We start from the raw sequence: 19,660 nt of genomic DNA on the forward strand, positions 1-19,660 counted from the left end.
TCTTGATCCGATGACCGAAGCCCCCCGCCGTCCGACGACCTTTCGCCTGAACGATCCCGCGGTCGTGCTCGGAGCGAAGGGCGAGGAGGTTTCCGCCGCGCGCGGCGTGGTGGTGACGCCCGAGCCCGACGTCTTCGAGCAGCCCGAACCGGCGGCCGCGCCCGTGAAGCCGCGTCGTCGCGGCCTCACGCTCGGCGGCGTGTTCTGGAGCGCGCTCGGCGGCTTGCTCAGCCTTGCGGTCGGCCTCTGGGCGACGCGCGTGGTGGAGGACACCTTCGCGCGCGCAGACTGGCTCGGCTGGCTGGCGCTCGGCCTCGCCGGGCTTGCGGCGCTCGCCGGGCTCGGCGTGGTCATCCGCGAGATCGCCGGGCTGATGCGGCTCGGCAAGATCGAGACGCTGCGGGCGTCCGCCGACGAGGCGCACGCGACGGACGACGACCGCAAGGCGCGGAAGGTCGCGGCCGAGGTGGTGGCGCTCTACGCCGAGCGGCCCGAGACCGCCCGCGCCCGCGCCGCCGTCGCGACCCATGACGGCGAGATCGTGGACGGCTCGGACCGCCTCAAGATCGTCGAGCGCGAAATGCTGGCCGAACTGGACCGCGAGGCGACCCGCGCGATCGCCACGGCCGCCAAACGCGTCTCGGTCGTCACCGCCGTCTCGCCGCGCGCGATCGTCGATCTCGGCTTCGTGCTGGTGGAGTCGATGCGGCTCATCCGCAGGATCGGGACGATCTATGGCGGCAGGCCGGGAACGCTCGGCTTCCTCAAGCTCGCAAAGCATGTCGGCGCCCATCTCGCCGTCACCGGCGGCATGGGGGTGGGCGACGGCCTGCTGGAGCAGGTGCTCGGCCACGGCCTTGCGGCGAAGCTCTCGGCGCGGCTCGGCGAGGGCGTGCTGAACGGCCTGCTCACCGCCCGCGTCGGGCTCGCCGCCATGGCGGTGTGCCGCCCGCTGCCCTTCGTCGCCCGCCGCGCGCCAACGGTGCGCGAGGTCGCCGGCAATCTGTTCGAGGGTCAGCCGCGGGCCTGAGAGCGACTGCGTGCTTCGAGACGCCGCCCTGCGGACGGCTCCTCAGCATGAGGACCGTTGAGAGGCAGAAACCTCCCTCATGCCGAGGAGCTTGGCGACAGCCAATCGTCTCGAAGCACGCGATCGGCTCGACAAAAAAAGACCGCCGGCGCGTGACTGCATCCGCGCCGGCGGTGGACATCATGTCTCAAGTTGTCCGTCGCCCAAGGGCGACATCGTGGTTGCAGATACGAGCGGCCGCGCAATCTGGATTGCGCGCCGCCGAACCGCGCGCCTGAGACTTTCGTCGGCGTCAACCGACTGATCTGTCAGCCGATCTGGCCGCGATGCCTCAGCGCATGGTCGGCGAGCACGAGCGCCATCATGGCCTCGCCCACCGGAACCGCGCGGATGCCGACGCACGGGTCGTGGCGGCCGCGGGTCGAGACGTCGACCTCCTGGCCGTCGGCGTCGATCGAACGGCGCGGCGTAAGGATCGACGAGGTGGGCTTTACGGCGAAGCGCACCACGACCGGCTGGCCGGTCGAGATCCCGCCGAGCACGCCGCCCGCATGGTTCGACAGGAACGACGGCCGCCCGTTCTCGCCCGCGCGCATCTCGTCGGCGTTGTCCTCGCCCGAAAGCCTCGCGGCTCCGAAGCCTTCGCCGATCTCGACGCCCTTGACCGCGTTGATGCTCATCATCGCCGAGGCGAGGTCGGCGTCGAGCTTGCCGTAGATCGGCGCGCCAAGCCCCGCGGGGACGTTCTCGGCCGTCACCTCGATCACCGCGCCGACCGAGGAGCCGGATTTGCGGACCCCGTCGAGGTAGCCCTCCATCTCCTTGGCGGCGATCGGGTCGGGGCAGAAGAAGGGGTTCTGGTCGACTTCCGCCCAGTCCCAGCGGCTGCGGTCGATCTCGATCTGGCCCATGGCGACCAGCGCTCCGCGGATCCTCACCCCGGGGATCACCAGCCGCGCGATCGCTCCGGCCGCGACCCGGCAGGCGGTCTCGCGCGCGGAGGAGCGGCCGCCGCCGCGGTGGTCGCGGATCCCGTATTTGGCGTCATAGGCGTAGTCGGCGTGGCCCGGCCGGTAGCTCGAGGCGATGTTGGAGTAGTCCTTGGAGCGCTGGTCGACGTTGCGGATCAGCAGGCCGATGGGCGTGCCGGTCGTCGTCAGCACGCCTTCCGCGCCCTCGATCACGCCCGACAGGATCTCGACCTGGTCGGCTCCTTGCGCTGGGTGGTGAAACGAGACTGCCCCGGGCGGCGGCGGTCGAGCGCGGCCTGCACGTCGTCTCGGGTGAAGCTGAGTCGCGGCGGGCAGCCGTCGACCACGGCCCCGATCGCGGGTCCATGGCTCTCGCCGAAGGTCGTGAAACGGAACAGATGGCCGAAAGAGTTGTGGGACATGGCCGCGAGCCTATGCCATGCGGCGGTTTTTAGCGGAAGAGCGCTGGCCGCCGCGCGCGTGATTGCGTAGAAAATTGGGCGTAGCCGCCCTCTCGCGCCTTATGTTCCGAGTCCAAGGCCCCAAGAACCTCCATGTCGACGCCTCTCGAAGCCATCGCCGCCGGCGAAACCCCTTACGTCTTCTTCGATCTCGAGACGACGGGACTGACGCCCAAGCGCGACCGCATCATCGAGATCGCGGCGCTCCGCTTCGACCGCGCGAGCGGAGAACTCGACAGCTTCCAGACGCTGGTGAAGCCTGACCGCGCGATCCCGGCCTTCGTGCGCGCCATGACCGGCCTCGACGACGCCGCCTTCGCGGACGCGCCCGACGCCAAAGCCGCGCTCGCCGACTTCTTCGCCTTCGTCGGCGACGATCCGCTCGTGGCCTACAACATCGGCTTCGACCACGCCTTCCTGGTCGCCGAGGCCGAGCGCGAGGGGCTGAGCGCGCCTCCGACGACGGTCTGCGCCATGCGCTTCGCGCAGAGCCGGGTAAAGGACGTGCCGAACCATCGGCTCGAGACCATCGCCAAGGCGCTCGACTGCCCGCGTCCCCGCGCCCGCCGGGCGATGGAGGACTGCCTGACCGGCCTCACCGTGTTCGAGAAGACGCTCGAGCTCTGAGCACGGCCAGAACGTCGATCTGCGCGCCCCGGCATCGCGATCTGACCGGACCGGGGCGGTTTGACGTCCGCTTCTCGGTAGGACCCAAGCCGCGCGGCAGGCGCCGGCCGGACGGTTAGTGCGTCGAGGCGGTCGGTTCGCCGTCGTCGACGCCCGCGACCGCCTTCGCGACGACCGCGCCGCAGGTCGGATCGAGCCGGACGCCGAGCCATTTGAGCGCCGGCCCGAGCTCACGGCGCCACAGCGCCCATTCGTGCCGCCCGTCCACGATCCTGAGCGTCGAGTCCGCGTTGCGCCGGAGCAGCGCGAGATGGAGTTCGGTCGTGCCCTGGACGATGCCGCCAGGGTCGCGGTCGCCGGCGTTGAGGTAGAAGGCGGGCGAGGGCGCCCCCCCGATCCCGAGCCGCACGGCGCGCGGAAACAGGTTGAGCTTGTTGAACCGCGCCGCGACGAAGGGCTTTCCGAACGCCCCGTCATAAAGGCGCGCGGCGCGGCGGATGCGGTCCTTCATCTGCGGGCCGATGGGCGGCGAGATCGAGCCCGACAGGCTGATGGCCGCGCCATACTGTTTCGGTTTGTCGAGGGCGTAGAGCAGGGCGCCGTAGCCGCCGGTGGAAAGGCCTGCGACCGCGCGCCCCTGCCGGCACGCGGCGGTCGGCAGCGCCTTGTCGATCGCGCGCACGAGGTCGCGGGTGAGCGCGGTCTCCATCAGCCCCGCGCCTCCTGAGTCCGGATTGTCCACGTACCAGCTGTCGCCGGCCTGAGGCATGACCACGACGGTCGGCGGCATGTCGCCCGCGGCGATCGCGCGGTCCATCGTGTCGGCGAGGCGGCCGGCGTCGAGCCAGTCGGCCTCGCCTGGGCCGCCGCCGTGCAGAAGGTAGAGCACCGGCCAGCGCGCGCCCGGCGGCGGGGCTTCGGCGGGCCTGTAGAGCGAGAAGCGGATCGGTTTGCCGAGCGCCTTGCTTGGCGCGATCGCCTCACGCGTGACGAGGCCCCCTGCGTGGGCGTCCGTCAGCCAGAAGAGCGCGGCCGCAAGGGCTGCGATTGGCGGGATGAGGCGGCGAACGGAGAACGGCATCGTGCGCGCTCTGGAGCTTGGTCGAGAACTGCTCTCACGGAAAATCTAGACCCGTCATTTGCGCTGCACAAAGCGAAATTTTGTCACGGCGTTCCGTGGCTTGGAGGCTCGCCGCCGCCCGGAAGCGGAGCCGCGCGCGCGATCTCCTTTCCGCAGGACGGGTCGAGCCGCGGCCCGAGCCAGGCGAGCCCTTCGGCGAGCTGGTTTCGCCAGGTCGGCCAGTCGTGAAGGCCTGCGCCGATGCGCAGGGTCGAGTCGAAGCCGGCGCGCTTGGCCTCGACGTGGAGCCGGGTCGTCGAGAGCAGCAGTCCGCCGCGATCGGCGTCGCCGGCCGCAAGAAAAAGCGCCGCCTTCGGACCATGGGCGCGCGAGGCCTCGCGCAGCTTGGCGAACAGCGTCATGTCGTTGAAGCGCGCGCGATCCAGCGGCCGTCCGAACGCGCCGTCGTAGAACACGTCCGAGCGGGCGAGGCGCTCGGTCTCGTCCGCTCCGATCGGAGGCGCGATGGCGCCGGCGAAGCTCATGGCGCCGACATAGAGGTCCGCACGCGTGAGCCCGTAGAGCACGGCGCCGTAGCCGCCCATGGACAGCCCGCCGATCGCGCGTCCCTCCCGGCAGGCGGCGGTCGGATAGCGCGCGTCGACGGCGGCGACGAGGTCGCGCGTCAGCGCGGTCGCGACGAGGCCTTGGCCCTGCGGATTGTCGGCGTACCAGCTGAAGGGGGCGGCGGCCATGACGACAAGCGTCGGCGGAATGGCGCCCTCGGCGATCGCCCGATCGATCACCTCATAGACCGAGCCCTGATCGATCCAGTCCGACAGTCCGGGCCGACCCTCGAGCAGATAGACCACCGGCCAGCGCGTTCCGTCGGTCGGCGCGAGCGCCGGACGGTAGACGCTGAAGACCAGCGGATGGTCGAGCGCCGGGGTCGGCGAGGACATGTGGCGCTCGACCAAGCCGAGCCCCTGCGCCGCGGCGGGCGAGGCGGCGGCGAAGACGGCCCCGAAGACGCTGCAGAGAAGCAGGATGACGCGGTTCAGTCGCAACTCTGGCTCCGGCGCTTGAAGGCGGCTGTTCTGGCGAAGACGAAGTTGGAGATAGGGCTGCGGCGGCGCAAATCCTGCTCACGACTGTGCGACGCGGCGGAGCGCGCGTGACGACGACCGGCGCTTGGTCGCGCAGCCCGTCGGCAACGGTTTGTAACCACGCGTTATCGGCCGATCAATTGCCGGGCGAGAGGCGGCGCCTATCTGGCGTGTCAGGCCGCCTCGCGATACCCGCCCCTCTCGCGAAGCGGAACAGGCCGGAGGACCCCATGTCCGAAGGCCGCCATTTGGTCGGCCGCCTTCGCCGCGTCTCCCATCCGGGCGCGCGGCGGAAGCGGCCGATCTCGTTTGGGCCGGGTCGCTGGTCAGGATTGGTGCGGACGGCGGGACTCGAACCCGCACGCCTTGCGGCGCAAGATTTTAAGTCTCGTGCGTCTACCGGTTTCGCCACGTCCGCATGCAGGGGAAATCGTTCAATAATCAACGCTTTGGCCTCGGGGTCGAGGCGGAACGGGGGTGGAACGTGAGACCTCGAAAAAGTCTCACGTGAGACTTCCGTTCGGGCGGCGTTCTACAGCCTCATTCCTTGCGCCGCCAGCCAGGCCGTCAGCTTGTCGTTCGCGCGCCTGGCGTCGGTCTCGTCGATCAGCAGGTAGTGCTTGAGGATGGTGATGATCGTCGCCGGCGAATGGCCGGTGATCGAGCCGATCTCGGGGTAGTTCGCGCCGGCGCGGAAAAGCCAGGTCACAGCCGTGTCGCGCAGGTCGCGAAAGGTGAGGGTGTTGAGGCTTGGGCAGGGCTCGAGGCCGCGCGCGGCGTCGCCCGCGATCGCGAGATCGCGGACCTCGCGCCAGCGCTTGTCGAACTGGCTGCGGCTGACGAAGGGCGCCCCGCTGCGCTCGTCGACCAGCAGCTCGTCGCGCACGACGGCCCGCGCGCGCCGGCGCTCCTCCATCTGGGCGAGGCGGGCGACCAGCGGCGGCGCGCAGAACACAGCCACCACCGCGCCGGTCTTCTTCTGGCGCAGGCGGATCGGCTCGCCGGCGGCGGCGCGGTCCGCCGCCGATCGGTTCGACCCGAACGGGTCGGCGAGCAGCAGCACGTCGGTCTGGCGCTGGCCGCTGAAGAGCGCGAGGTAGACGGCGTCGACCACCGACCAGAGGCCGAGCGCCTCGGCGGCGCCGTCGAGCGCGCGGATCTCCGCCTCGATCGCGACCCGGATGCGCGCGTCGGCTGTCGGAAGGTTGAGCTTGTGGCACGGGTTCTCTCCCGTCAGCCGCCACGTGGTCGAGGTCGAGCCCCATTTCCATGCGGCCGAGACCAGCATGATGATGTGGCGGGCCGAGACGAGGCCGCGGGTCTTCCGGCAATGTTCGAAGAAGGCCTTGGCCTCCGGCTTGCCGATGGCGCGCGCGGGCGACAGCCCGAAGAGCTCGCGGGTCTCGGGCTCGCCGTGGCGGGCCGGGCGGAACTTGATCGCGCGCAGCTTCGAACGGGCGGTGTCCTGCGTGGTGGCGGCGAGGCGCGAAAAGTCGTCGGACCGCATGTAGTCCTCGACGAGGTCGACGACGCTCGCGCCGCGCGCCGCGGGCTTTGGGGTCAACGGCCTGGCGTCGGCCATCTCGGCGTTCAGCTTGCGCGCCGCCTCGATCGCCGCCTCGAGCCCGAGCCACGCGCCCTCGGCGCTCTTGAGGTCTGCGCCCTTCGCGCCCTTGGCGCGCAAGGCCGGGCCCGGAACCCATCGGGGCCGGCCGTCGCGCCAGACGAGGTAGGGAACTTTCAGCTTGAGCTTCGGCACGTCGGGCGCTCGGGCGGCGGAGGCCGGCATCTCACGACCGCCGACGGCGAGGGTCAAGCGCCATACTCGGCCGCGAGCGCGCGCCGCCACTCCTGCGCGTCGGCCTCGTCGAGGGCGAGCGCCGGGGCGGGGGGCGCCTGGGGCCGCGGCTCGGGCCGTGGCTCGGGCGTGGCCGACCGGGGCTTCGGCCGTTCGCCCATGAACCAGGCGTCGACCGCCTCCCGCGCATAACGGCGGTGGCCGAAGCGGGAGAGCGGCGGCGGAAATTCCTCTTCGGCGACGAGCCGGGCGATGTTTCGATAGACCCAGTCGCGCGAGCGGCCGAAGCGGCGGGCGAGCGCCGCCTCGTCGAGCGGCTCGACGGCGGATTCGGAGACGGACGCAGCGATCGCCTGCGGGATCAGGACGAAGCGCGGGCCGATCTCCTCAACGGCGCGGCGCGGCAGAGATGTGATGCGGCCGTCATGCTCGATCACGACCGTCGCGTCCGACACGTGCCGGACGCTGCAGGACAGTTCGACGAGCGCGACGGCCGCGGCGCTCACGCCAGCCTCACGTCGGTCCATGTCCAGAACCCCTGGGCGCCGCGGGCCGGGGCCGGGGGCTCCAGCACGAAGACGTCGGTGAGCGGCCAGCCCCAGTGGGCGTGATCGTGGCGATCGCTGTCGTTCACCGGGCCGCCGAATTCGGCGGCGATGTCGTCGCCGTGGCGCGGGACGCCGAGCATGGCGGTGCACACGACCGCCGAGAGAGGCAGGATCTTTGGGTCGCGATAAACGCGCTCGAGGACCGGCAGCGCGAGCTTGGCGTCGAGGCACGTCGTCCAGGCCCGGTCCGAGGTGAGGTCCTCGATCATCTCGACGACCTCGGCGATCCTCACCGGCCGGGCGGCGGCGTGGATCGCGATGCGGCGGCCCTGATAGGCGCGGGGCGCGCGCCAGCCGCGGAATTCATAGGGCTTCGCGCCGATCGCGATCAGCGACGCCCAAGGCTGCCAGACGGTGAGGGCGGGAAGGTTCGTCATGGCTGGCCGAACTCCGCCACTGCGGCGCGCTTGTCGAAGGTCCGGAGAGCGCACTGGCCGCGCGGGGTGATGCGCCAAGTGCGCACGGCCCAGTCGTTCGATCCGACGATCCCTTCGACGAAGCCCTCCTTTGCGAGGCGCTTCAAGAAGCGGCGCGCGGCGGCCGTGTCGAGGCTGCAGGCCTTGGCGATCCAGTGGGTCGCCGTGCCGGTTTCGGAGAGGCGGCGCAGAGCGGCGACCATCTCGGGCGACGGGAAGTCCTCGGGGTCGAGCTGCTCGTTCTTCACGAGCGCCTGCAGCGCTCCCTTGCGGGTGAGCACGTAGCAGTCGTCGCCTCCGGTGAGAGACGATCCCCCGAAGCGCCGGGCGAGGCCGTCGGCGACAAGCGCGGACCACGCCTCGAGGTCCTCGCCGCGCGGGCCGCCGAAGTGGTTTCGGTAGGAGCGGCACCGCGCGTTCGGCAGGCCGAGCGCATGGCGGGCGAGATCGCGCTGGATCGGGGTCATGGGCGCGGCTCCAGCGAGATCGGCGGGCAGCGCAGAAAGATCGAAGGGAACCGCTTGCGAGCCTCTTCGAGCATCTCGAATGGTTCGATCGTCAGCGTCGGCGCGAAGAACGCGCTGTTCGAGCCTCCGCGGGCGTCCACCGTGTAATCCCAGAAGGCGAGCGCGGTGAACCCAATGGCAGGCAGTCGGGTGACGCGCGCGACGTATCCCGCGCGGCTCTCAGGGCAAAGCTGGGCGTCGTACCTGTCAAACCGGCGGTCATAGACGCGGCGCAGCTTCTCGTCGTGCGACCCGTGGCCGATCACGTCGACGCAGCCAAAGTAGAACCACGCGCTCTCGGCCATCATCGCCGCCCTCCGGCGCGGGCTTTCAGGCCCGCCGCGACGCCGGCGGCGATCTCGTCGGCCCATTGGTCGTCGGTGATCGGGCCGGGGGCGGCGGCCGGCGCGGGCCAGCCGAGATAGTCGGCCTCGGCGGCGCGCAGCGCGCGGCGGGCGAGCTCGGCCTCGCGGTCCGGGTTCGACCCGTAAAGCGTGCGGTCCTTCAGGGTAAGCGACATGCGCGGGTCGGCGGTCGGCGCGTCAGACATGGGCGGCGGCCTCCGCCTCGACCGGCTCGAACCGCGCCGCGCCGTTCTCGACCACGAGGCGGTGCGGGACCGGGGCTTCCGACCAGCTGTAGGCCTCGACCTCCACGAGGTCGCCGTCGGCGCTCGCGACCTGGGCCTGCGCCGCGACGAAGTCCTTCCAGCTGAAAGCCATCGTGTCGGAGTCGTAGGGGATCCAGTAATGCGTCGCCTCGGGCGGCTCGCCGCCGGCGGGCAACTCGAAGGTTCCGTCGGCGCGAATGAGCGCCTCGAAGTCCTCGCCCGCCTCGTTCCAGTCGAAGTCGAGCGTCTCGCCCGGGGCGATCGCGCGGCGTGAGTTTCGCGGCCCTCGGCGTCTGCGCTCTCGTCACCGGCGATCAGCCAGCAGTCGCCGGCGGGACCGATGATCCAGTCGGACGGACTGTCGCGCGGCGGTGGCACCTGTTCGTCCTGCAGGTGGCTCGGCATCCATTTGCGATTGGGCATGTTCAGCCTCTCTCGTGGGCCCATGCGGCGCGGCGGCCGCGCGGCGTCTTAAAGACGGAGTCCCGTTCCTGGCCGGTGGTCTCCCGCCGCACATGCAGGCCGAGCTCGAAGTCGAAGGTTTCGGATCGCGTGCGATCGGGGATCCCGACGCCCGCAAGGACGTTGCTCGCGACGGTCTCGGCGCGGGAGCGGTCGGCTTGGGTCCAACTGGACACCGGCTTCGGGCGGCGGGTGAGCCGGTCCCAGAGGACCACGCTCGCGTGCCAGAGGGGCGCGCCGCCGAAGAACACCGCTCACTCCATGCCGACGTTGAGCGTCAGCATGACGCTGGCGTCGTCGAAGGGCGCAGGCAGCCGCCAGCCGAACGCCGTGTTGGCGCAGTCCTCCGGCGCGAAGCACGGATTGCGGCGGGCGAGCTTCTGCTGATGTTCGAGCGTCATCGGGCTGTCTCCGGGCTCAAGCCTGCGTGGATCACCAGCGCCGTGAGCCAGGCCTCGGCGATCGCCTCGGGCGCACGCTTGGGCTTCAGGCGGCCGTCGCGGAGCGGGGCAGGGTCGGGCAGATTCTCGCCCCAGCCGGCGCAGTAGGCGGGCGAGAACAGGTCGCGGCGCTCGGTCGACAGCGCGCGGCGGTCGGCCTCGTCGACCGCGCGGGCGACCGCGTCGGGCGGCGGGAAGGGCAGGCCCGCGGCGGCGTGGACGGCGGCGGCCGAGCGGCGCTCAAGTTCGCCGAGGGCGACGCGCACCGGCGGCCCGCCGAGCCGCTTCAGCGCCGACTTCACGGGCGTGACCCAGTCGCCCAAGATCCCTTCGTGGGCGTCGTGCAGCAGCGCGTGGCCGCGGGCCTCCGGCGGCGCGAGACGGGCGGCCAGCATCATGTGCTCGGCGAGCGACCAGTCGGTCTCGCCGCCGAAGCGCGGCATGCGGGCGAGCCGCAGCGCGAGGTCGCGCCAGCGCAGCGTCGCGGGATCGGGCGCGAGCAGGTCCCATTTTCCGCCGTCGGCCCACGGCATGAAGAGTTCGGGCCCGCGCGAGCCGGCCTCGTAAAGCTGTGCGGCGGCGCTCATGACGCTCGACCTCGCGCGGCGACGATCACGCGCTCGTGCGCGATCGCTTCGGCGGCGTTGCAGATCGCCGAGACGGCTGGATCGTCTTCCGGAAGTCCGGCGGTCTGGTCGCCGACGCTGCCCTTGAGCGACGGCCGCAGCCGCCCCTGCAGAGCGAGCGCGGCGGTGAGCCCTTCCAGCACGACCTCGCGGCTCTCGCCAAGAAACGCCTCAAGCGTGTCTTCCAGCGACACCAGGGACAGCGCTGTCGAGCGCGTGAGCGGCGGAATTCTGGCGGGCTGAAAATCGACATCCGCCTCGCCGCCGCGCGTGAGCCGGAACCCGAAGGCCTCGAACCGCTCGAGCGTCGCGGGCGACTTCAGCGTCAGCGCGTGGATCAGGAAGGCGATCGTCTTGGCGAGGTCCTGCGCCTCATGGGCGCCGCCGTCCTTGTGCTTGGCGCGGAAGAGATATTGCGCGGCCTGCGTCTCCCAGCGGTCGAGCTCGAAGGCGTCGATCACCTGCGCGAGCTCGAAGCCGCCGCGGCGGTAATGCGAGGGCGAGTTGACCGCCGAGCTCACGCCGCGCGCTCCTGGCCGGCGGCGCCTTGAGAGGCGAGGGCGGCGGCCATCTGCTTGACAATGAAAAAGTGGCGGTCGCCCAGGCGGGAGAGATCGCGCAGGAACTCGACGTCGCGCTCGGCGAGCGAGGCGAGCGCCTCCTCGTCGTTCTCCGCGGCGTCGTAATCCGAGCCCTCTGCGTAGAACCAGGCGATCGGGCGGCCGAGCGCCGCGGCGATCTTCTCCATGCGCGATGCCGCGACGCGGTTCACGCCCTTCTCGTATTTCTGCATCTGCTGGAACGAGACGCCGACGGCCTCGCCAAGCTTGGTCTGGCTGAAGCCGGCGAGCCGGCGGCCGAGGCGGATGCGCGCGCCGACGCGGACGTCGATGGGGTCGGGCGCCAGGCTCGAGGGCTTGGCGACGATGGGGCGGGCGAGGGTCTGCAGCATGGCTCAAAAGCCCTTGACGAGGGTGAGGCGCGGCGCCGGGCGGCGAAGCGCAAAGACGGAGGGATGCGGAGCGGAGGCCGCGAGCCGCGGCCGGGCGGCGGGCTCGTGCGCCTCGCGGGGCGCCTGGCAGGCGCAGGGCGCAAAGGTGACTTCGCCGGCTTCGCGGACGAGGCGGGCGCCGAGGCCGTCGCAGGATCGGCAGACGAAACGCTCAGAGGGCATGCGCGGAACCTCCGGAAAACGCGCGCTCGACGGCCTGTTGCAGCGCGCGGGCGGGCGAGAGCGGGCGGGGAAAGCACGGGCGAGGGGCGACGGCCGGGGCGGCCGGCGGCAGGTGGCCGACGGCGCGGCGGATCTCGTCGGCGGCGCGCGCCGCGGTTTTCGCCAGGCCCGGCGAGGGCAGGCGCGCGACCTGGTCCAGCACCATGACGGCGCGGAGCGCGCGAGGCCGGTCGCGGCGGGCGTCCAGCAGGCCCTCGAGCGCGACGCCCAGAACCTTCGGTTCGAGATCGGCGAGGCGAAATGCCGGGCGGCGGGGCGAGGCGGAACGCAGGGCCGCGGCGCTCATGCGGCGGCTCCGCGGGTTGTGGCTGTCAGCTCGTCGATCCCGCCGACCGCGGCGCCGACGGTGCGCCAGCCCTCGAACTGCGCGTCCGGGACCTCGATCCCGAACTCCCTCGATCGAGATCAGCAGCTCGACCATGTCGAGGCTGTCGAGGCCGAAGCTTTCGAACTCGGCTTCGAGCGTGAAGGCGGCGGCGTCGACGCCCTGCTCGTCGACGGCGATGCGGCGCAGTCGCTCCAGCGTGTCGGCCATCACGCGGCCTCCGCGGCGGGCCGGTGCAGCGCGATCACGCGCTCGATCTCGTCGCGGTAATCGACCGGATAGGTCCCGCCGGGCGTACGGGCGACATAGGCGAACACCGTCGTCATGTCGGAGGTGAGGCGGTCGTCGACGTTCCAGAGGTCGGAGAGGTCGAAGCCGCCGTTCTGGCCGGCGTTCCACCAGGCCAGAACGAAGTTCGCGCAGCGGCGGCCCTGGCCGGTGTCGGTGATGGCGACGTCGAGGAGGCGGGCGAGCGCCCCATAGGCCTCGACGCCCGAGGGGAAAAGCGCCGCGCTCACGCGTCGAGCCTCCGGGCCTCGCGGCGCAGGCGCGCCAGCACGGTCTCGCGGTGCTCGGCGATCTCGGCCTTGGTGAAGCCGGCGAGCTCGAGGTCGGACTCGTGCAGCTCGCCGCGCCGGAAGATCGTTTTGCGGGCGGCCTCGACCATGTCGGCGAGGGTGACGGCGCGGGAGCCGGGCGCGCGGACTTCCTTGGCGCGCGGCGCGGGCGACAGGCAAAGAGACATCGGCGGCTCCATCAGCGGTTGATGGAGAAAGCATGTCGATATCAGACATAATCGTCAAGAGAGAAAATGTCTAAATTCGACATATCGTCGCGGGGTGGATCGCGCTTGGCGGCTCAGTCTGTCCGAATCAGCCATGGCCGGCGGGTATGGCTGTGCCACTCTCGCGTGCGCGCGGGCGGCTCGGGGGTTAGCGACGCGCGAAGTCTTCGGGGCGAGCGATGGATCACGACGAGGCGCGGGACTGGCTGGCGGCGCGGTGCGGTGAAAATCTTGGGCCGCCGCCGGGCTTCTTCAGCAATGCAGGGATCGGTGATCCTGTTTCGATGATGCTGCGCGGCGCTCCGGCGTCCGCGGTCAGGCTCAGCCCGCTCGCCTGCGCGCTGATCTATGAGGGCGAATCCGAGGTGACGAAGCGGATCGTCCGCTTCAGCCGCGGCTGGTTCGATCGCGAGGTCTGCTATGTCAGCGCGTTCTGCACGCTGCGGTTTGAGCCGCGGCTGTTCCGCGCCGACCGCATGGTCGAGCTGATCGATCTTGGGACCGGCGAGATCATCGCCGACGCCGTCACCTTCTTCGAAGGCTTCGGCCTTTCGCGGAAAGACGATCCGATGCGGGCCACCTTGCGAAGGGCCAAGGACGGGCTCGCGGTGCTGGCCGCGATCGCCGCGTCCGACGGGGTGGTGCATGACGAGATCGAGTCCATGCTGCGCTTTGTAGACCGTGTCGCCGAGCTGGACGGCGTCATGCTGGGCGACGCCGATTTCGCGCGCATCGGGGTGGCGCTGACCGCGCTGCGGCCCTCGGCCGGCCATGCGGCCCACGCTTATGATCGGCTCGCCGCCGACCCCGCGGTCCTGCGGCTGCTTGGGCCTGCGATCGAGGATCTCGTGGCGGCCGACGACCGGCTCTCGTTCGAGGAGCGGCGCGCGATCGAAGCGCTTTACGGGGTGGCGGCATGAGGCGCGCGCTTCTCGCCGCGCTCCTGCTCGCGGTCGCCCTTGCGCCGGCGGTCGCGCAGACGCCCGAGATGGTGGCGCCGGCCTCGGAATGTCCCCAGCCCGACGCGTATCGCTCCTGCGAGCAGACCCGCGAGACGTTGCCGGCGACATCGCGCGCGCCTGGAAGGGGGACTATCAGGGGCAGCGCAACGTCGCGTTCTGCCTGCTGACGGGCTGCGACGACTCGATCCGGGTCGATCGGCTCACCGGCTGCGCCTGGCGCATCGTCATCGTGCAGAGCGGCGCGAGCGAGGTCGACCAGTCCGACACGCTCAATCTCGACGTGAACTGCGCCGCCAAGCTCAGCCGGACCGAAAAGCAAGCCGCCGTGGCGAAGGCCGCGACGATCTACAAAAAGGTCTACGGGCGGGCCGCGCCGAAATTCGCCTGGTAGTCGGGCGTCTCCCGCTTCACCGACCACATCACGCGGCCTATCGCCTGGACGAGCTCGCCGTTCTCGAAGGCGTCGTCGTCGAGCGGGATCGGCTGGAACGAGCGGTCGAAGGACTCCGGGATGAGCCAGCGCCGGCCGGCGGCGTCGATCTCGAACAGCTTGCAGGTGCCCTCGCGCTCGCCGTCGGGCCGGATGCGCTCGACGACGTAGCGCGCGCCCGAGACCAGCTGCTCGCGGCTCGAGAAGATCGAGGCGACGACCACGACCGATCCTTCCGGATATACCTTGTTCATCGACGGGCCGCGGATCTCGTAGCCCTCGAGGCGGATGTCGGCGAGTTCCGGCGCGTCCGGGACAGCGACCTCATAGACGTCGTCGGGGTGGGGCCAGTGGATCGCCTCGACGAACACGCCGGCCTGGACCGCGCCCACGACCTTGACGCGGCGCATCTTCGGCTGCGCGAACAGGATCTCGATCGGGTCGACCCGGAGCGCGTCGGCCAGCCGCTTCATCCAGCGCGTGTTGACGAGCGTGTCGCCCTTTTCGAGCTTGTTGATGGTCGAGGCCTCGACGTCGCCATGCGCGCGCCGAGTTGCGCCATCGACAGTCCCTCGGCCTCGCGCAACTCGCGAATGCGGTTCGGCAGGTCGCCGTGATCGGCGGCGCGAGGCTTGGCGGCGCGACCGCGCTTCTTCGGCATGAGGATCGGGGCGGACCCGCCAGGGGTTTTCGCTTTCATAGCAATGATATGTCGGAATTCGACATCGTCGGCCATTGCTGATCCCGACATGACGCTTGACAGGTTATGTCGAAATTGGACATGTTTTGCGCGAAGGAGCTTCGCGCATGGACCTCACGCTCGAGCAGTGGCGGATTTCGGAAGGGCTGACCTATGAGCAGCTCGCCGAGCGCCTCTGCGTCGCGACCGCGACGCAGGCGCGCCGTTACGCGCTCGGCCTCGCCGAGGCTCCGGCCGCGCTGAAGGAGCGGGCCCGCGCCGCGAGCGGCGGCAAGGTCACGCCGGAGGGGTTTCATCGGGCGCGGCTCGAAGCGGCGAAGCCGGAGGACGCGACCCTAGCGCCCGAACCGGAGCCGGTCGGATGAGCGTCGCGGATGTCTGCCTCGCTCTGGCGCTCGTGACGCTCGGCTGTTGCGCCGTGGCGCTCGTCGTGGCCTGGCCGCGGGAGCCGCAGCCGTGATCCGCAACGCCAACTCCCGCCGCGACGCGCCGCATGAGCGCGCCGAATTGATCGACGCGATCGCGGCCGCGATCGGGACCCGCGAGATCCCGGTCTCGATCGACGGCCGGGCCTACGCCATCACGCTCGAGGCCTATCTCGCCCATCTCTCCAACGTCGCGCTGGTCGAGGCCGGTCATGCGGCCTCAGCCGCGGCCTTGTGCGTGACGCGCCTTGTGGCGAGCCAGGACGGCCTCGGCGTCGCCGGGCCGCTCGGCGATGTCGACGAGATCGCCAAGAAGATCCTTGGCCGCGCCGCGGACCTCGTCCGTCTGGAGGCGCTCGGCCTCGACGCGGCCGTGGATGCGCAGGACCTCGCGGAGCTCCCGCGCGCGGCCGGCGGCGATGAGCGTCGCGGCGAGCGCCAGGCAGAGCCGGACGGCGAGGCGGGCGAAGAAGCGCCAGTCGGCGGCGGCGCGGTCGCGGGCGAGGATCAAGAAGCTGCTCCCGGGGCTGATCTCAATGTCGTGCTCTATGACCGCGCGGGCCTGAGCCCGCGGATGTTCTCGCTCGCGGACTTCGCCGCGATGCTGGACCGCGCCCGCCACTACGCCCGCGCAGCCGCGCCGCTGAAGCGCGGCGACGTCCTGCGCCGGAGCGGCGCCGGCGCCGTGGCGGGGGTCGACGACGTCCTCGTGATGGTGAAGGCGGCCGACGCGCTCGCCAAGCTGGAGCGTCAGGGACTTAACAGCCTCGGCGTGACCGAGCGGCATCAGCTGAACGAGCTTGCCCGCCGCGTCGCGGCCGTTCGGCAGGCGACGCCATGAGCGCGGCGGTCCAAAACCAATTCTTCGCGGCGGCGCGTCCCCCGACGCCGCCTCGGACGCGCGGGCGTATTTCCGCGCGCGCGGCCGGTCCGGTTTTCGCCTGCCGGGTCGGCCGCACCCCATTCGCGCGCTCGCCGCGCGCGTCCTCGAGCCTCTCGGCCGTCTCTCGTTCTCCCTGGACGGCGGCAGGCGTTTCCTCGACTGCCGGCGCGCGAATGCGCCGGGCTTTTCTCAACCGATCTTACTTCCGCGCGCTCCGGGTTGCCGCCCATGACCGCGCTTGTCTCCAGCATGCGTTCCTCCTCTCCGACGCGGGCCCGGGGGGCCGTCGCGAGGGCTCCGATGCGCAAAGCATCGGAGATCGACATGCAACATGCATTGGGATTTCGCCGACTTTCGTGGGCGAACGTCCAACATCTGTCGGCGGGCGAGCGGGTCTGCGCGTTCCTGCGCGCGCTTCACCCGGCGCGCACGGCGCAGAACGTCCACGCCGACACGCGCGGACGGATCGCCGTGAAGACGATCGAGCGGATGCTGGAGCGCGAGAGCGCGCCCTCGCTCGACAACTTCATCCACCTGTCCGAGGCCTACGGCTCGGCGCTGCTGGTGGCGACCTTCGGGCCGCACGCGCCCGACGGACTTGAGGCGCTCGCGCGCGAACAGCAGCGCAGCGGCCTCGACGACGAGATCGCGGCGCTTGTCGCGCTTCGGGACGAGCTCGCGTGAGCCCCCGCCGCGGCCTTCGAGAGATCTGGCTGTTCTGGCGCGCGCACCGCCTGCGCGAGCGCGGCCGCCGCATCGTGCGCGAGGCGCTCGCGCGCGGCCGCGCCTTGCGGGAGCGCGCCGACCGGTACGACGCCGAAGCGAAGTCGATCGCCGAGACGCGGGAGGCCGAGGACCGCGCGGCCGAGGAGGCGGCGCGATGACGACCAGAAATTCGAACGGCGCGCTGGAGCGTTCGCCGGAGACGGCGGCGAGGACGGGGATGGGGATCGCCAGCCTCGCCGCCGTCGCCCCTGCGGCTCTTGCGCCTCTGAACGGCGCGCAGGCGCCCGCGCCGGAGGCTGCGGCGGGGCAGGGGTTGGGCGCTCCCGGCTTCTCTCCCGTCCAGCCGTCCGAGCTCGCGCCCCTGCTGCGCGGCGAGGCGCGCGCCTGCGACGGCGCAGCGCTCGTCCTCGCTCGCCGCCTCGGCCTGCCGCCGCTCGGCGTGCTCGCCGCCCTTCCCCAAGCGCGGGCCTTGGCCCGCCAGAACGCGCGGGCGCTCGCCCGCCAGACCGCCGGAGCCTGACGCAGATGGCCAAGACGATCCGCAAGTTCTTCCAGCTGCTCGGGCTGATCGAGCGCAACCGCTTCGAGCAGGCCTGCGACGAGGCGCTCGCCAAGTCGATCGAGGCGCTGCAGGTCGCGCCGGAAGGCAAGGGCAAGGCGACGATCACGCTCACCGTCGAGATCGCGGTGCAGAAAGAGATGATCAACGTCGTCCCGAAGATCGTCGTGAAGCTTCCCGACGACAAAGCTTTCCGCGGGACGCCGTTCTTCCTCTGGGAAGGCGAGATCACCACGCAGCACCCGAACCAGATGGACATGCTCGAGCCGCGCGAGGTCGGCGCCTCACGCCACGAGCCCGCGCACGAGCGCGCCTGACGCTTGCCGCCGGTTTCGGCCGGCCGCCGCTTCTCTCCCCCGCCAGCCTGAAAGGAGCGCCCGATGGCGCAGCATTCTTCGAACGACCTGCCGACCTCGTCGGCCGTGAAGGACATCGCGCATCTCGCCCAGGCGGCGGTCGATGCGCAGATCATCGGCGTGAAAACCGACGGGCTTGGCCCCGGCCTGCCGGCCGAGGTTCCGGTGCTCTACGACCCGAAGCTGCACACGGCCTCGGCGATCGACCATGTGATCGAGGCCTATCGGCAGGCGCCGCGGGCCCGCGAGGGAACGGCGCGGATCCTGACCGCCCAGTCCTTCGTCGACCTCGTGAACCGCCACAAGGACGAAGGCTCGGCGATCTTCGCCGAGACGCGCTGGCCGAACCCGAAGCTTCTCGCCGTGCTCGACTATCACGACGTCGACGGCGCGCCGCGACACGGCCGCCATCGCGTCGAATACGCCTTCCCGATCTCGGAGGAGTTCCGGGCCTGGCACGGGCAGAACGGCAAGCCGATGGAGCAGGCGGCGTTCGCGGCGTTCCTTGAGGAGCACGCCGCCGAGCTCGCCTCTCCGGAGGACGGCGAGAAGTCCGAATATGAGCGGATCTTCAAGGCGACCTTCGGCAATCCGAACGAGATCCTGACGCTCTCGCGCGAGCTCGAGGTGACGGCGAGCTACCAGGTCAAAAACAAGGTCCGCCTCCAGACCGGCGAGACCGAGCTCAACTTCGTCGAGGAGCACAACGACCGCACCGGCAAGCCCGTGGTGGTGCCGGGCATCTTCATGGTGTCGGTGCCGGCGTTCCTCGACGGCGATCCGGTGCGCATCCCGGCGCGGCTGCGGTACCGTCTCGAGGGCGCGATCAAGTGGTCGTTCCATCTCTATCGCTGGGAATACTGGCTGCGCGAGCGCGTGCAGCACGACCTTGAGCGGGTTTCGAAGGACACCGGTCTGCCGGCCTTCGAGGGCCTGCCGGAAGCCGCGACGGGTCTCTGACCATGTCGGCGGCCGAGGGCTTTTCCGCCGGTCAGCGCGCCAAGCTCGGCGCGCTGACCGAGAGGCTGGCGCCCAACGACGCGGCGGCGCGGGCGGTGTGCCTCGTCGACGGCATCGGCGTGCGCCACCTCGCCCGCGCGATCGCTCGGCGGGCGCTCTCGGCCGACCCGCATCTCGCGCTCTGCGCCGTGCTGAAGGTCGACCCCGTCAGCCTCGCGCCGCTCCGCGAGCTCGCCCGGCCGCCGCGCGCGGTCGCCGGGCCCGTGGCCTGGTGGCATCTCGCCGTCGGCCTCGTGATCAAGCGCGAGGTCGACCGCATCGCGATCCGGGACGCGGCGGCCCGCGTCCATCTCTCGCCCGCCACCTTCGTGCGCGCCGAGCAGGGGCGGGCGGTCTCGACCGACGCGTTCTTCCGGCTCTGCGGCTTTCTCGACCTTCACCCGCATGACGCGACCGCGCGCGTGGGCGCCGACCCCTACGAGGTCGCGGCCGCGAACGTCGCCGTCACCAGCCATGTGCGGACCGCAGCGGCTGCGGGGCCGGATTGTTTCACGGGAGACATTCGGTGAAACACGTTGATATCGCTGATCTTTCA

Annotated in this window: 31 protein-coding genes, 1 tRNA gene and 1 pseudogene; 12 read left to right on the forward strand and 21 right to left on the reverse strand. The window is 71.0% G+C overall.

Annotation, left to right across the window (positions count from 1 at the left end):
- Positions 1 to 10: 10 nt before the first annotated feature.
- Positions 11 to 1,030, forward strand: a complete 1,020-nt coding sequence (locus K6K41_RS23975) for a YcjF family protein (RefSeq protein WP_261402573.1) — start codon at positions 11 to 13, stop codon at positions 1,028 to 1,030.
- A 308-nt stretch (positions 1,031 to 1,338) separates the two neighbouring features.
- On the opposite strand, the pseudogene aroC reads toward K6K41_RS23975, so the two are convergent.
- Positions 1,339 to 2,423: pseudogene (gene aroC, locus K6K41_RS23980) on the reverse strand (chorismate synthase).
- Between the two features lie 132 nt (positions 2,424 to 2,555).
- Between aroC and K6K41_RS23985 the strand changes: the two are divergent.
- Positions 2,556 to 3,089, forward strand: a complete 534-nt coding sequence (locus tag K6K41_RS23985; protein WP_261402574.1) for a 3'-5' exonuclease — start codon at positions 2,556 to 2,558, stop codon at positions 3,087 to 3,089.
- A gap of 115 nt (positions 3,090 to 3,204) precedes the next feature.
- Here K6K41_RS23985 and K6K41_RS23990 read toward each other — a convergent pair whose 3' ends face one another.
- From K6K41_RS23990 to K6K41_RS24080, 19 genes are all read right to left on the reverse strand, one after another.
- The gene (locus K6K41_RS23990; protein WP_261402575.1) at positions 3,205 to 4,170 is read right to left on the reverse strand and encodes an alpha/beta hydrolase; all 966 of its coding nucleotides are present in this window, start codon (positions 4,168 to 4,170) and stop codon (positions 3,205 to 3,207) included.
- Between the two features lie 83 nt (positions 4,171 to 4,253).
- Positions 4,254 to 5,216, reverse strand: coding sequence for an alpha/beta hydrolase (locus tag K6K41_RS23995; RefSeq protein WP_261402576.1), 963 nt, complete (start codon positions 5,214 to 5,216; stop codon positions 4,254 to 4,256).
- 372 nt (positions 5,217 to 5,588) lie between these two features.
- Positions 5,589 to 5,673 (reverse strand) — tRNA-Leu (locus K6K41_RS24000).
- Positions 5,674 to 5,787: 114 nt separating this feature from the next.
- Entirely contained in the window at positions 5,788 to 7,071 is a 1,284-nt protein-coding gene (locus K6K41_RS24005) for a site-specific integrase (RefSeq protein WP_261402577.1), read from the reverse strand.
- The gene (locus K6K41_RS24010) at positions 7,068 to 7,559 is read right to left on the reverse strand and encodes a helix-turn-helix transcriptional regulator (RefSeq protein WP_261402578.1); all 492 of its coding nucleotides are present in this window, start codon (positions 7,557 to 7,559) and stop codon (positions 7,068 to 7,070) included. The genes K6K41_RS24005 and K6K41_RS24010 overlap by 4 nt, the downstream gene beginning before the upstream one ends.
- Positions 7,556 to 8,038: an ASCH domain-containing protein gene (locus tag K6K41_RS24015; protein ID WP_261402579.1), complete on the reverse strand. Its 483-nt coding sequence runs from the start codon at positions 8,036 to 8,038 to the stop codon at positions 7,556 to 7,558. The genes K6K41_RS24010 and K6K41_RS24015 overlap by 4 nt, the downstream gene beginning before the upstream one ends.
- A complete protein-coding gene (locus K6K41_RS24020) occupies positions 8,035 to 8,544 on the reverse strand; it encodes a helix-turn-helix domain-containing protein (protein ID WP_261402580.1) in 510 nt (169 codons plus the stop codon). The genes K6K41_RS24015 and K6K41_RS24020 overlap by 4 nt, the downstream gene beginning before the upstream one ends.
- The gene (locus K6K41_RS24025; RefSeq protein ID WP_261402581.1) at positions 8,541 to 8,891 is read right to left on the reverse strand and encodes a hypothetical protein; all 351 of its coding nucleotides are present in this window, start codon (positions 8,889 to 8,891) and stop codon (positions 8,541 to 8,543) included. Before K6K41_RS24025 ends, K6K41_RS24020 begins: the two co-directional genes overlap by 4 nt.
- On the reverse strand, positions 8,888 to 9,133 hold the full coding sequence (locus K6K41_RS24030) for a hypothetical protein (protein ID WP_261402582.1): 246 nt from the start codon (positions 9,131 to 9,133) through the stop codon (positions 8,888 to 8,890). The genes K6K41_RS24025 and K6K41_RS24030 overlap by 4 nt, the downstream gene beginning before the upstream one ends.
- On the reverse strand, positions 9,126 to 9,368 hold the full coding sequence (locus K6K41_RS24035; protein WP_261402583.1) for a hypothetical protein: 243 nt from the start codon (positions 9,366 to 9,368) through the stop codon (positions 9,126 to 9,128). Before K6K41_RS24035 ends, K6K41_RS24030 begins: the two co-directional genes overlap by 8 nt.
- Positions 9,369 to 9,618: 250 nt before the next feature.
- On the reverse strand, positions 9,619 to 9,906 hold the full coding sequence (locus tag K6K41_RS24040; protein WP_261402584.1) for a hypothetical protein: 288 nt from the start codon (positions 9,904 to 9,906) through the stop codon (positions 9,619 to 9,621).
- Between the two features lie 3 nt (positions 9,907 to 9,909).
- Entirely contained in the window at positions 9,910 to 10,056 is a 147-nt protein-coding gene (locus tag K6K41_RS24045) for a hypothetical protein (protein ID WP_261402585.1), read from the reverse strand.
- Positions 10,053 to 10,682 (reverse strand): HD domain-containing protein, encoded by a 630-nt coding sequence (locus K6K41_RS24050; RefSeq protein WP_261402586.1) that lies wholly within the window; start codon positions 10,680 to 10,682, stop codon positions 10,053 to 10,055. Before K6K41_RS24050 ends, K6K41_RS24045 begins: the two co-directional genes overlap by 4 nt.
- The gene (locus K6K41_RS24055) at positions 10,679 to 11,242 is read right to left on the reverse strand and encodes a DUF3310 domain-containing protein (protein ID WP_261402587.1); all 564 of its coding nucleotides are present in this window, start codon (positions 11,240 to 11,242) and stop codon (positions 10,679 to 10,681) included. Before K6K41_RS24055 ends, K6K41_RS24050 begins: the two co-directional genes overlap by 4 nt.
- On the reverse strand, positions 11,239 to 11,673 hold the full coding sequence (locus K6K41_RS24060; RefSeq protein WP_261402588.1) for a helix-turn-helix domain-containing protein: 435 nt from the start codon (positions 11,671 to 11,673) through the stop codon (positions 11,239 to 11,241). The genes K6K41_RS24055 and K6K41_RS24060 overlap by 4 nt, the downstream gene beginning before the upstream one ends.
- 3 nt (positions 11,674 to 11,676) lie before the next feature.
- A complete protein-coding gene (locus K6K41_RS24065) occupies positions 11,677 to 11,895 on the reverse strand; it encodes a hypothetical protein (RefSeq protein WP_261402589.1) in 219 nt (72 codons plus the stop codon).
- Positions 11,885 to 12,490: a phosphopantetheine-binding protein gene (locus K6K41_RS24070; protein ID WP_261402590.1), complete on the reverse strand. Its 606-nt coding sequence runs from the start codon at positions 12,488 to 12,490 to the stop codon at positions 11,885 to 11,887. The genes K6K41_RS24065 and K6K41_RS24070 overlap by 11 nt, the downstream gene beginning before the upstream one ends.
- Positions 12,490 to 12,798, reverse strand: coding sequence for a DUF7673 family protein (locus tag K6K41_RS24075; protein ID WP_261402591.1), 309 nt, complete (start codon positions 12,796 to 12,798; stop codon positions 12,490 to 12,492). The genes K6K41_RS24070 and K6K41_RS24075 overlap by 1 nt, the downstream gene beginning before the upstream one ends.
- Positions 12,795 to 13,025 (reverse strand): hypothetical protein, encoded by a 231-nt coding sequence (locus K6K41_RS24080; RefSeq protein ID WP_261402592.1) that lies wholly within the window; start codon positions 13,023 to 13,025, stop codon positions 12,795 to 12,797. The genes K6K41_RS24075 and K6K41_RS24080 overlap by 4 nt, the downstream gene beginning before the upstream one ends.
- 218 nt (positions 13,026 to 13,243) lie before the next feature.
- Here K6K41_RS24080 and K6K41_RS24085 point away from each other — a divergent pair, with 218 nt between their 5' ends.
- Positions 13,244 to 13,984, forward strand: a complete 741-nt coding sequence (locus tag K6K41_RS24085) for a hypothetical protein (RefSeq protein ID WP_261402593.1) — start codon at positions 13,244 to 13,246, stop codon at positions 13,982 to 13,984.
- A gap of 88 nt (positions 13,985 to 14,072) precedes the next feature.
- Entirely contained in the window at positions 14,073 to 14,417 is a 345-nt protein-coding gene (locus tag K6K41_RS24090; RefSeq protein WP_261402594.1) for a hypothetical protein, read from the forward strand.
- Here the strand turns inward: K6K41_RS24090 and K6K41_RS24095 are convergent.
- Complete coding sequence (locus tag K6K41_RS24095) at positions 14,384 to 14,929, reverse strand: LexA family protein (RefSeq protein ID WP_261402595.1); 546 nt, start codon at positions 14,927 to 14,929, stop codon at positions 14,384 to 14,386. The two genes, K6K41_RS24090 and K6K41_RS24095, sit on opposite strands and share 34 nt — an antisense overlap.
- A gap of 334 nt (positions 14,930 to 15,263) precedes the next feature.
- Between K6K41_RS24095 and K6K41_RS24100 the strand changes: the two genes are divergently transcribed.
- From K6K41_RS24100 to K6K41_RS24135, 8 genes are all read left to right on the forward strand, one after another.
- A complete protein-coding gene (locus K6K41_RS24100) occupies positions 15,264 to 15,521 on the forward strand; it encodes a hypothetical protein (RefSeq protein WP_261402596.1) in 258 nt (85 codons plus the stop codon).
- 91 nt (positions 15,522 to 15,612) lie between these two features.
- Positions 15,613 to 16,422: a hypothetical protein gene (locus tag K6K41_RS24105; RefSeq protein ID WP_261402597.1), complete on the forward strand. Its 810-nt coding sequence runs from the start codon at positions 15,613 to 15,615 to the stop codon at positions 16,420 to 16,422.
- Between the two features lie 366 nt (positions 16,423 to 16,788).
- Positions 16,789 to 17,148: a hypothetical protein gene (locus K6K41_RS24110; protein ID WP_261402598.1), complete on the forward strand. Its 360-nt coding sequence runs from the start codon at positions 16,789 to 16,791 to the stop codon at positions 17,146 to 17,148.
- Positions 17,145 to 17,348, forward strand: a complete 204-nt coding sequence (locus tag K6K41_RS24115) for a hypothetical protein (protein WP_261402599.1) — start codon at positions 17,145 to 17,147, stop codon at positions 17,346 to 17,348. Before K6K41_RS24110 ends, K6K41_RS24115 begins: the two co-directional genes overlap by 4 nt.
- Positions 17,345 to 17,710, forward strand: coding sequence for a hypothetical protein (locus K6K41_RS24120; RefSeq protein ID WP_261402600.1), 366 nt, complete (start codon positions 17,345 to 17,347; stop codon positions 17,708 to 17,710). Before K6K41_RS24115 ends, K6K41_RS24120 begins: the two co-directional genes overlap by 4 nt.
- A 5-nt stretch (positions 17,711 to 17,715) precedes the next feature.
- Positions 17,716 to 18,066, forward strand: a complete 351-nt coding sequence (locus K6K41_RS24125) for a hypothetical protein (protein ID WP_261402601.1) — start codon at positions 17,716 to 17,718, stop codon at positions 18,064 to 18,066.
- Positions 18,067 to 18,129: 63 nt separating this feature from the next.
- Positions 18,130 to 19,065, forward strand: a complete 936-nt coding sequence (locus tag K6K41_RS24130; protein ID WP_261402602.1) for a YfdQ family protein — start codon at positions 18,130 to 18,132, stop codon at positions 19,063 to 19,065.
- A 2-nt stretch (positions 19,066 to 19,067) separates the two neighbouring features.
- A complete protein-coding gene (locus K6K41_RS24135) occupies positions 19,068 to 19,634 on the forward strand; it encodes a hypothetical protein (protein ID WP_261402603.1) in 567 nt (188 codons plus the stop codon).
- Positions 19,635 to 19,660 lie beyond the last annotated feature (26 nt).

Source organism: Chenggangzhangella methanolivorans, from assembly GCF_019797865.1.
GTDB lineage: Bacteria > Pseudomonadota > Alphaproteobacteria > Rhizobiales > Methylopilaceae > Methylopila > Methylopila methanolivorans.

Excerpts from the sequence above, each read along its gene's own strand:
- K6K41_RS23975 (WP_261402573.1), top strand. The coding sequence starts at position 11 with ATGACCGAAGCCCCCCGCCGTCCGACGACCTTTCGCCTGAACGATCCC.
- K6K41_RS23985 (WP_261402574.1), top strand. The coding sequence starts at position 2,556 with ATGTCGACGCCTCTCGAAGCCATCGCCGCCGGCGAAACCCCTTACGTC.
- K6K41_RS23990 (WP_261402575.1), bottom strand. The coding sequence starts at position 4,170 with ATGCCGTTCTCCGTTCGCCGCCTCATCCCGCCAATCGCAGCCCTTGCG.
- K6K41_RS24015 (WP_261402579.1), bottom strand. The coding sequence starts at position 8,038 with ATGACGAACCTTCCCGCCCTCACCGTCTGGCAGCCTTGGGCGTCGCTG.
- K6K41_RS24020 (WP_261402580.1), bottom strand. The coding sequence starts at position 8,544 with ATGACCCCGATCCAGCGCGATCTCGCCCGCCATGCGCTCGGCCTGCCG.
- K6K41_RS24025 (WP_261402581.1), bottom strand. The coding sequence starts at position 8,891 with ATGATGGCCGAGAGCGCGTGGTTCTACTTTGGCTGCGTCGACGTGATC.
- K6K41_RS24030 (WP_261402582.1), bottom strand. The coding sequence starts at position 9,133 with ATGTCTGACGCGCCGACCGCCGACCCGCGCATGTCGCTTACCCTGAAG.
- K6K41_RS24045 (WP_261402585.1), bottom strand. The coding sequence starts at position 10,056 with ATGACGCTCGAACATCAGCAGAAGCTCGCCCGCCGCAATCCGTGCTTC.
- K6K41_RS24050 (WP_261402586.1), bottom strand. The coding sequence starts at position 10,682 with ATGAGCGCCGCCGCACAGCTTTACGAGGCCGGCTCGCGCGGGCCCGAA.
- K6K41_RS24060 (WP_261402588.1), bottom strand. The coding sequence starts at position 11,673 with ATGCTGCAGACCCTCGCCCGCCCCATCGTCGCCAAGCCCTCGAGCCTG.
- K6K41_RS24065 (WP_261402589.1), bottom strand. The coding sequence starts at position 11,895 with ATGCCCTCTGAGCGTTTCGTCTGCCGATCCTGCGACGGCCTCGGCGCC.
- K6K41_RS24070 (WP_261402590.1), bottom strand. The coding sequence starts at position 12,490 with ATGGCCGACACGCTGGAGCGACTGCGCCGCATCGCCGTCGACGAGCAG.
- K6K41_RS24080 (WP_261402592.1), bottom strand. The coding sequence starts at position 13,025 with ATGTCTCTTTGCCTGTCGCCCGCGCCGCGCGCCAAGGAAGTCCGCGCG.
- K6K41_RS24085 (WP_261402593.1), top strand. The coding sequence starts at position 13,244 with ATGGATCACGACGAGGCGCGGGACTGGCTGGCGGCGCGGTGCGGTGAA.
- K6K41_RS24090 (WP_261402594.1), top strand. The coding sequence starts at position 14,073 with ATGTCCCCAGCCCGACGCGTATCGCTCCTGCGAGCAGACCCGCGAGAC.
- K6K41_RS24095 (WP_261402595.1), bottom strand. The coding sequence starts at position 14,929 with ATGAAGCGGCTGGCCGACGCGCTCCGGGTCGACCCGATCGAGATCCTG.
- K6K41_RS24100 (WP_261402596.1), top strand. The coding sequence starts at position 15,264 with ATGGACCTCACGCTCGAGCAGTGGCGGATTTCGGAAGGGCTGACCTAT.
- K6K41_RS24110 (WP_261402598.1), top strand. The coding sequence starts at position 16,789 with ATGCAACATGCATTGGGATTTCGCCGACTTTCGTGGGCGAACGTCCAA.
- K6K41_RS24120 (WP_261402600.1), top strand. The coding sequence starts at position 17,345 with ATGACGACCAGAAATTCGAACGGCGCGCTGGAGCGTTCGCCGGAGACG.
- K6K41_RS24125 (WP_261402601.1), top strand. The coding sequence starts at position 17,716 with ATGGCCAAGACGATCCGCAAGTTCTTCCAGCTGCTCGGGCTGATCGAG.
- K6K41_RS24130 (WP_261402602.1), top strand. The coding sequence starts at position 18,130 with ATGGCGCAGCATTCTTCGAACGACCTGCCGACCTCGTCGGCCGTGAAG.
- K6K41_RS24135 (WP_261402603.1), top strand. The coding sequence starts at position 19,068 with ATGTCGGCGGCCGAGGGCTTTTCCGCCGGTCAGCGCGCCAAGCTCGGC.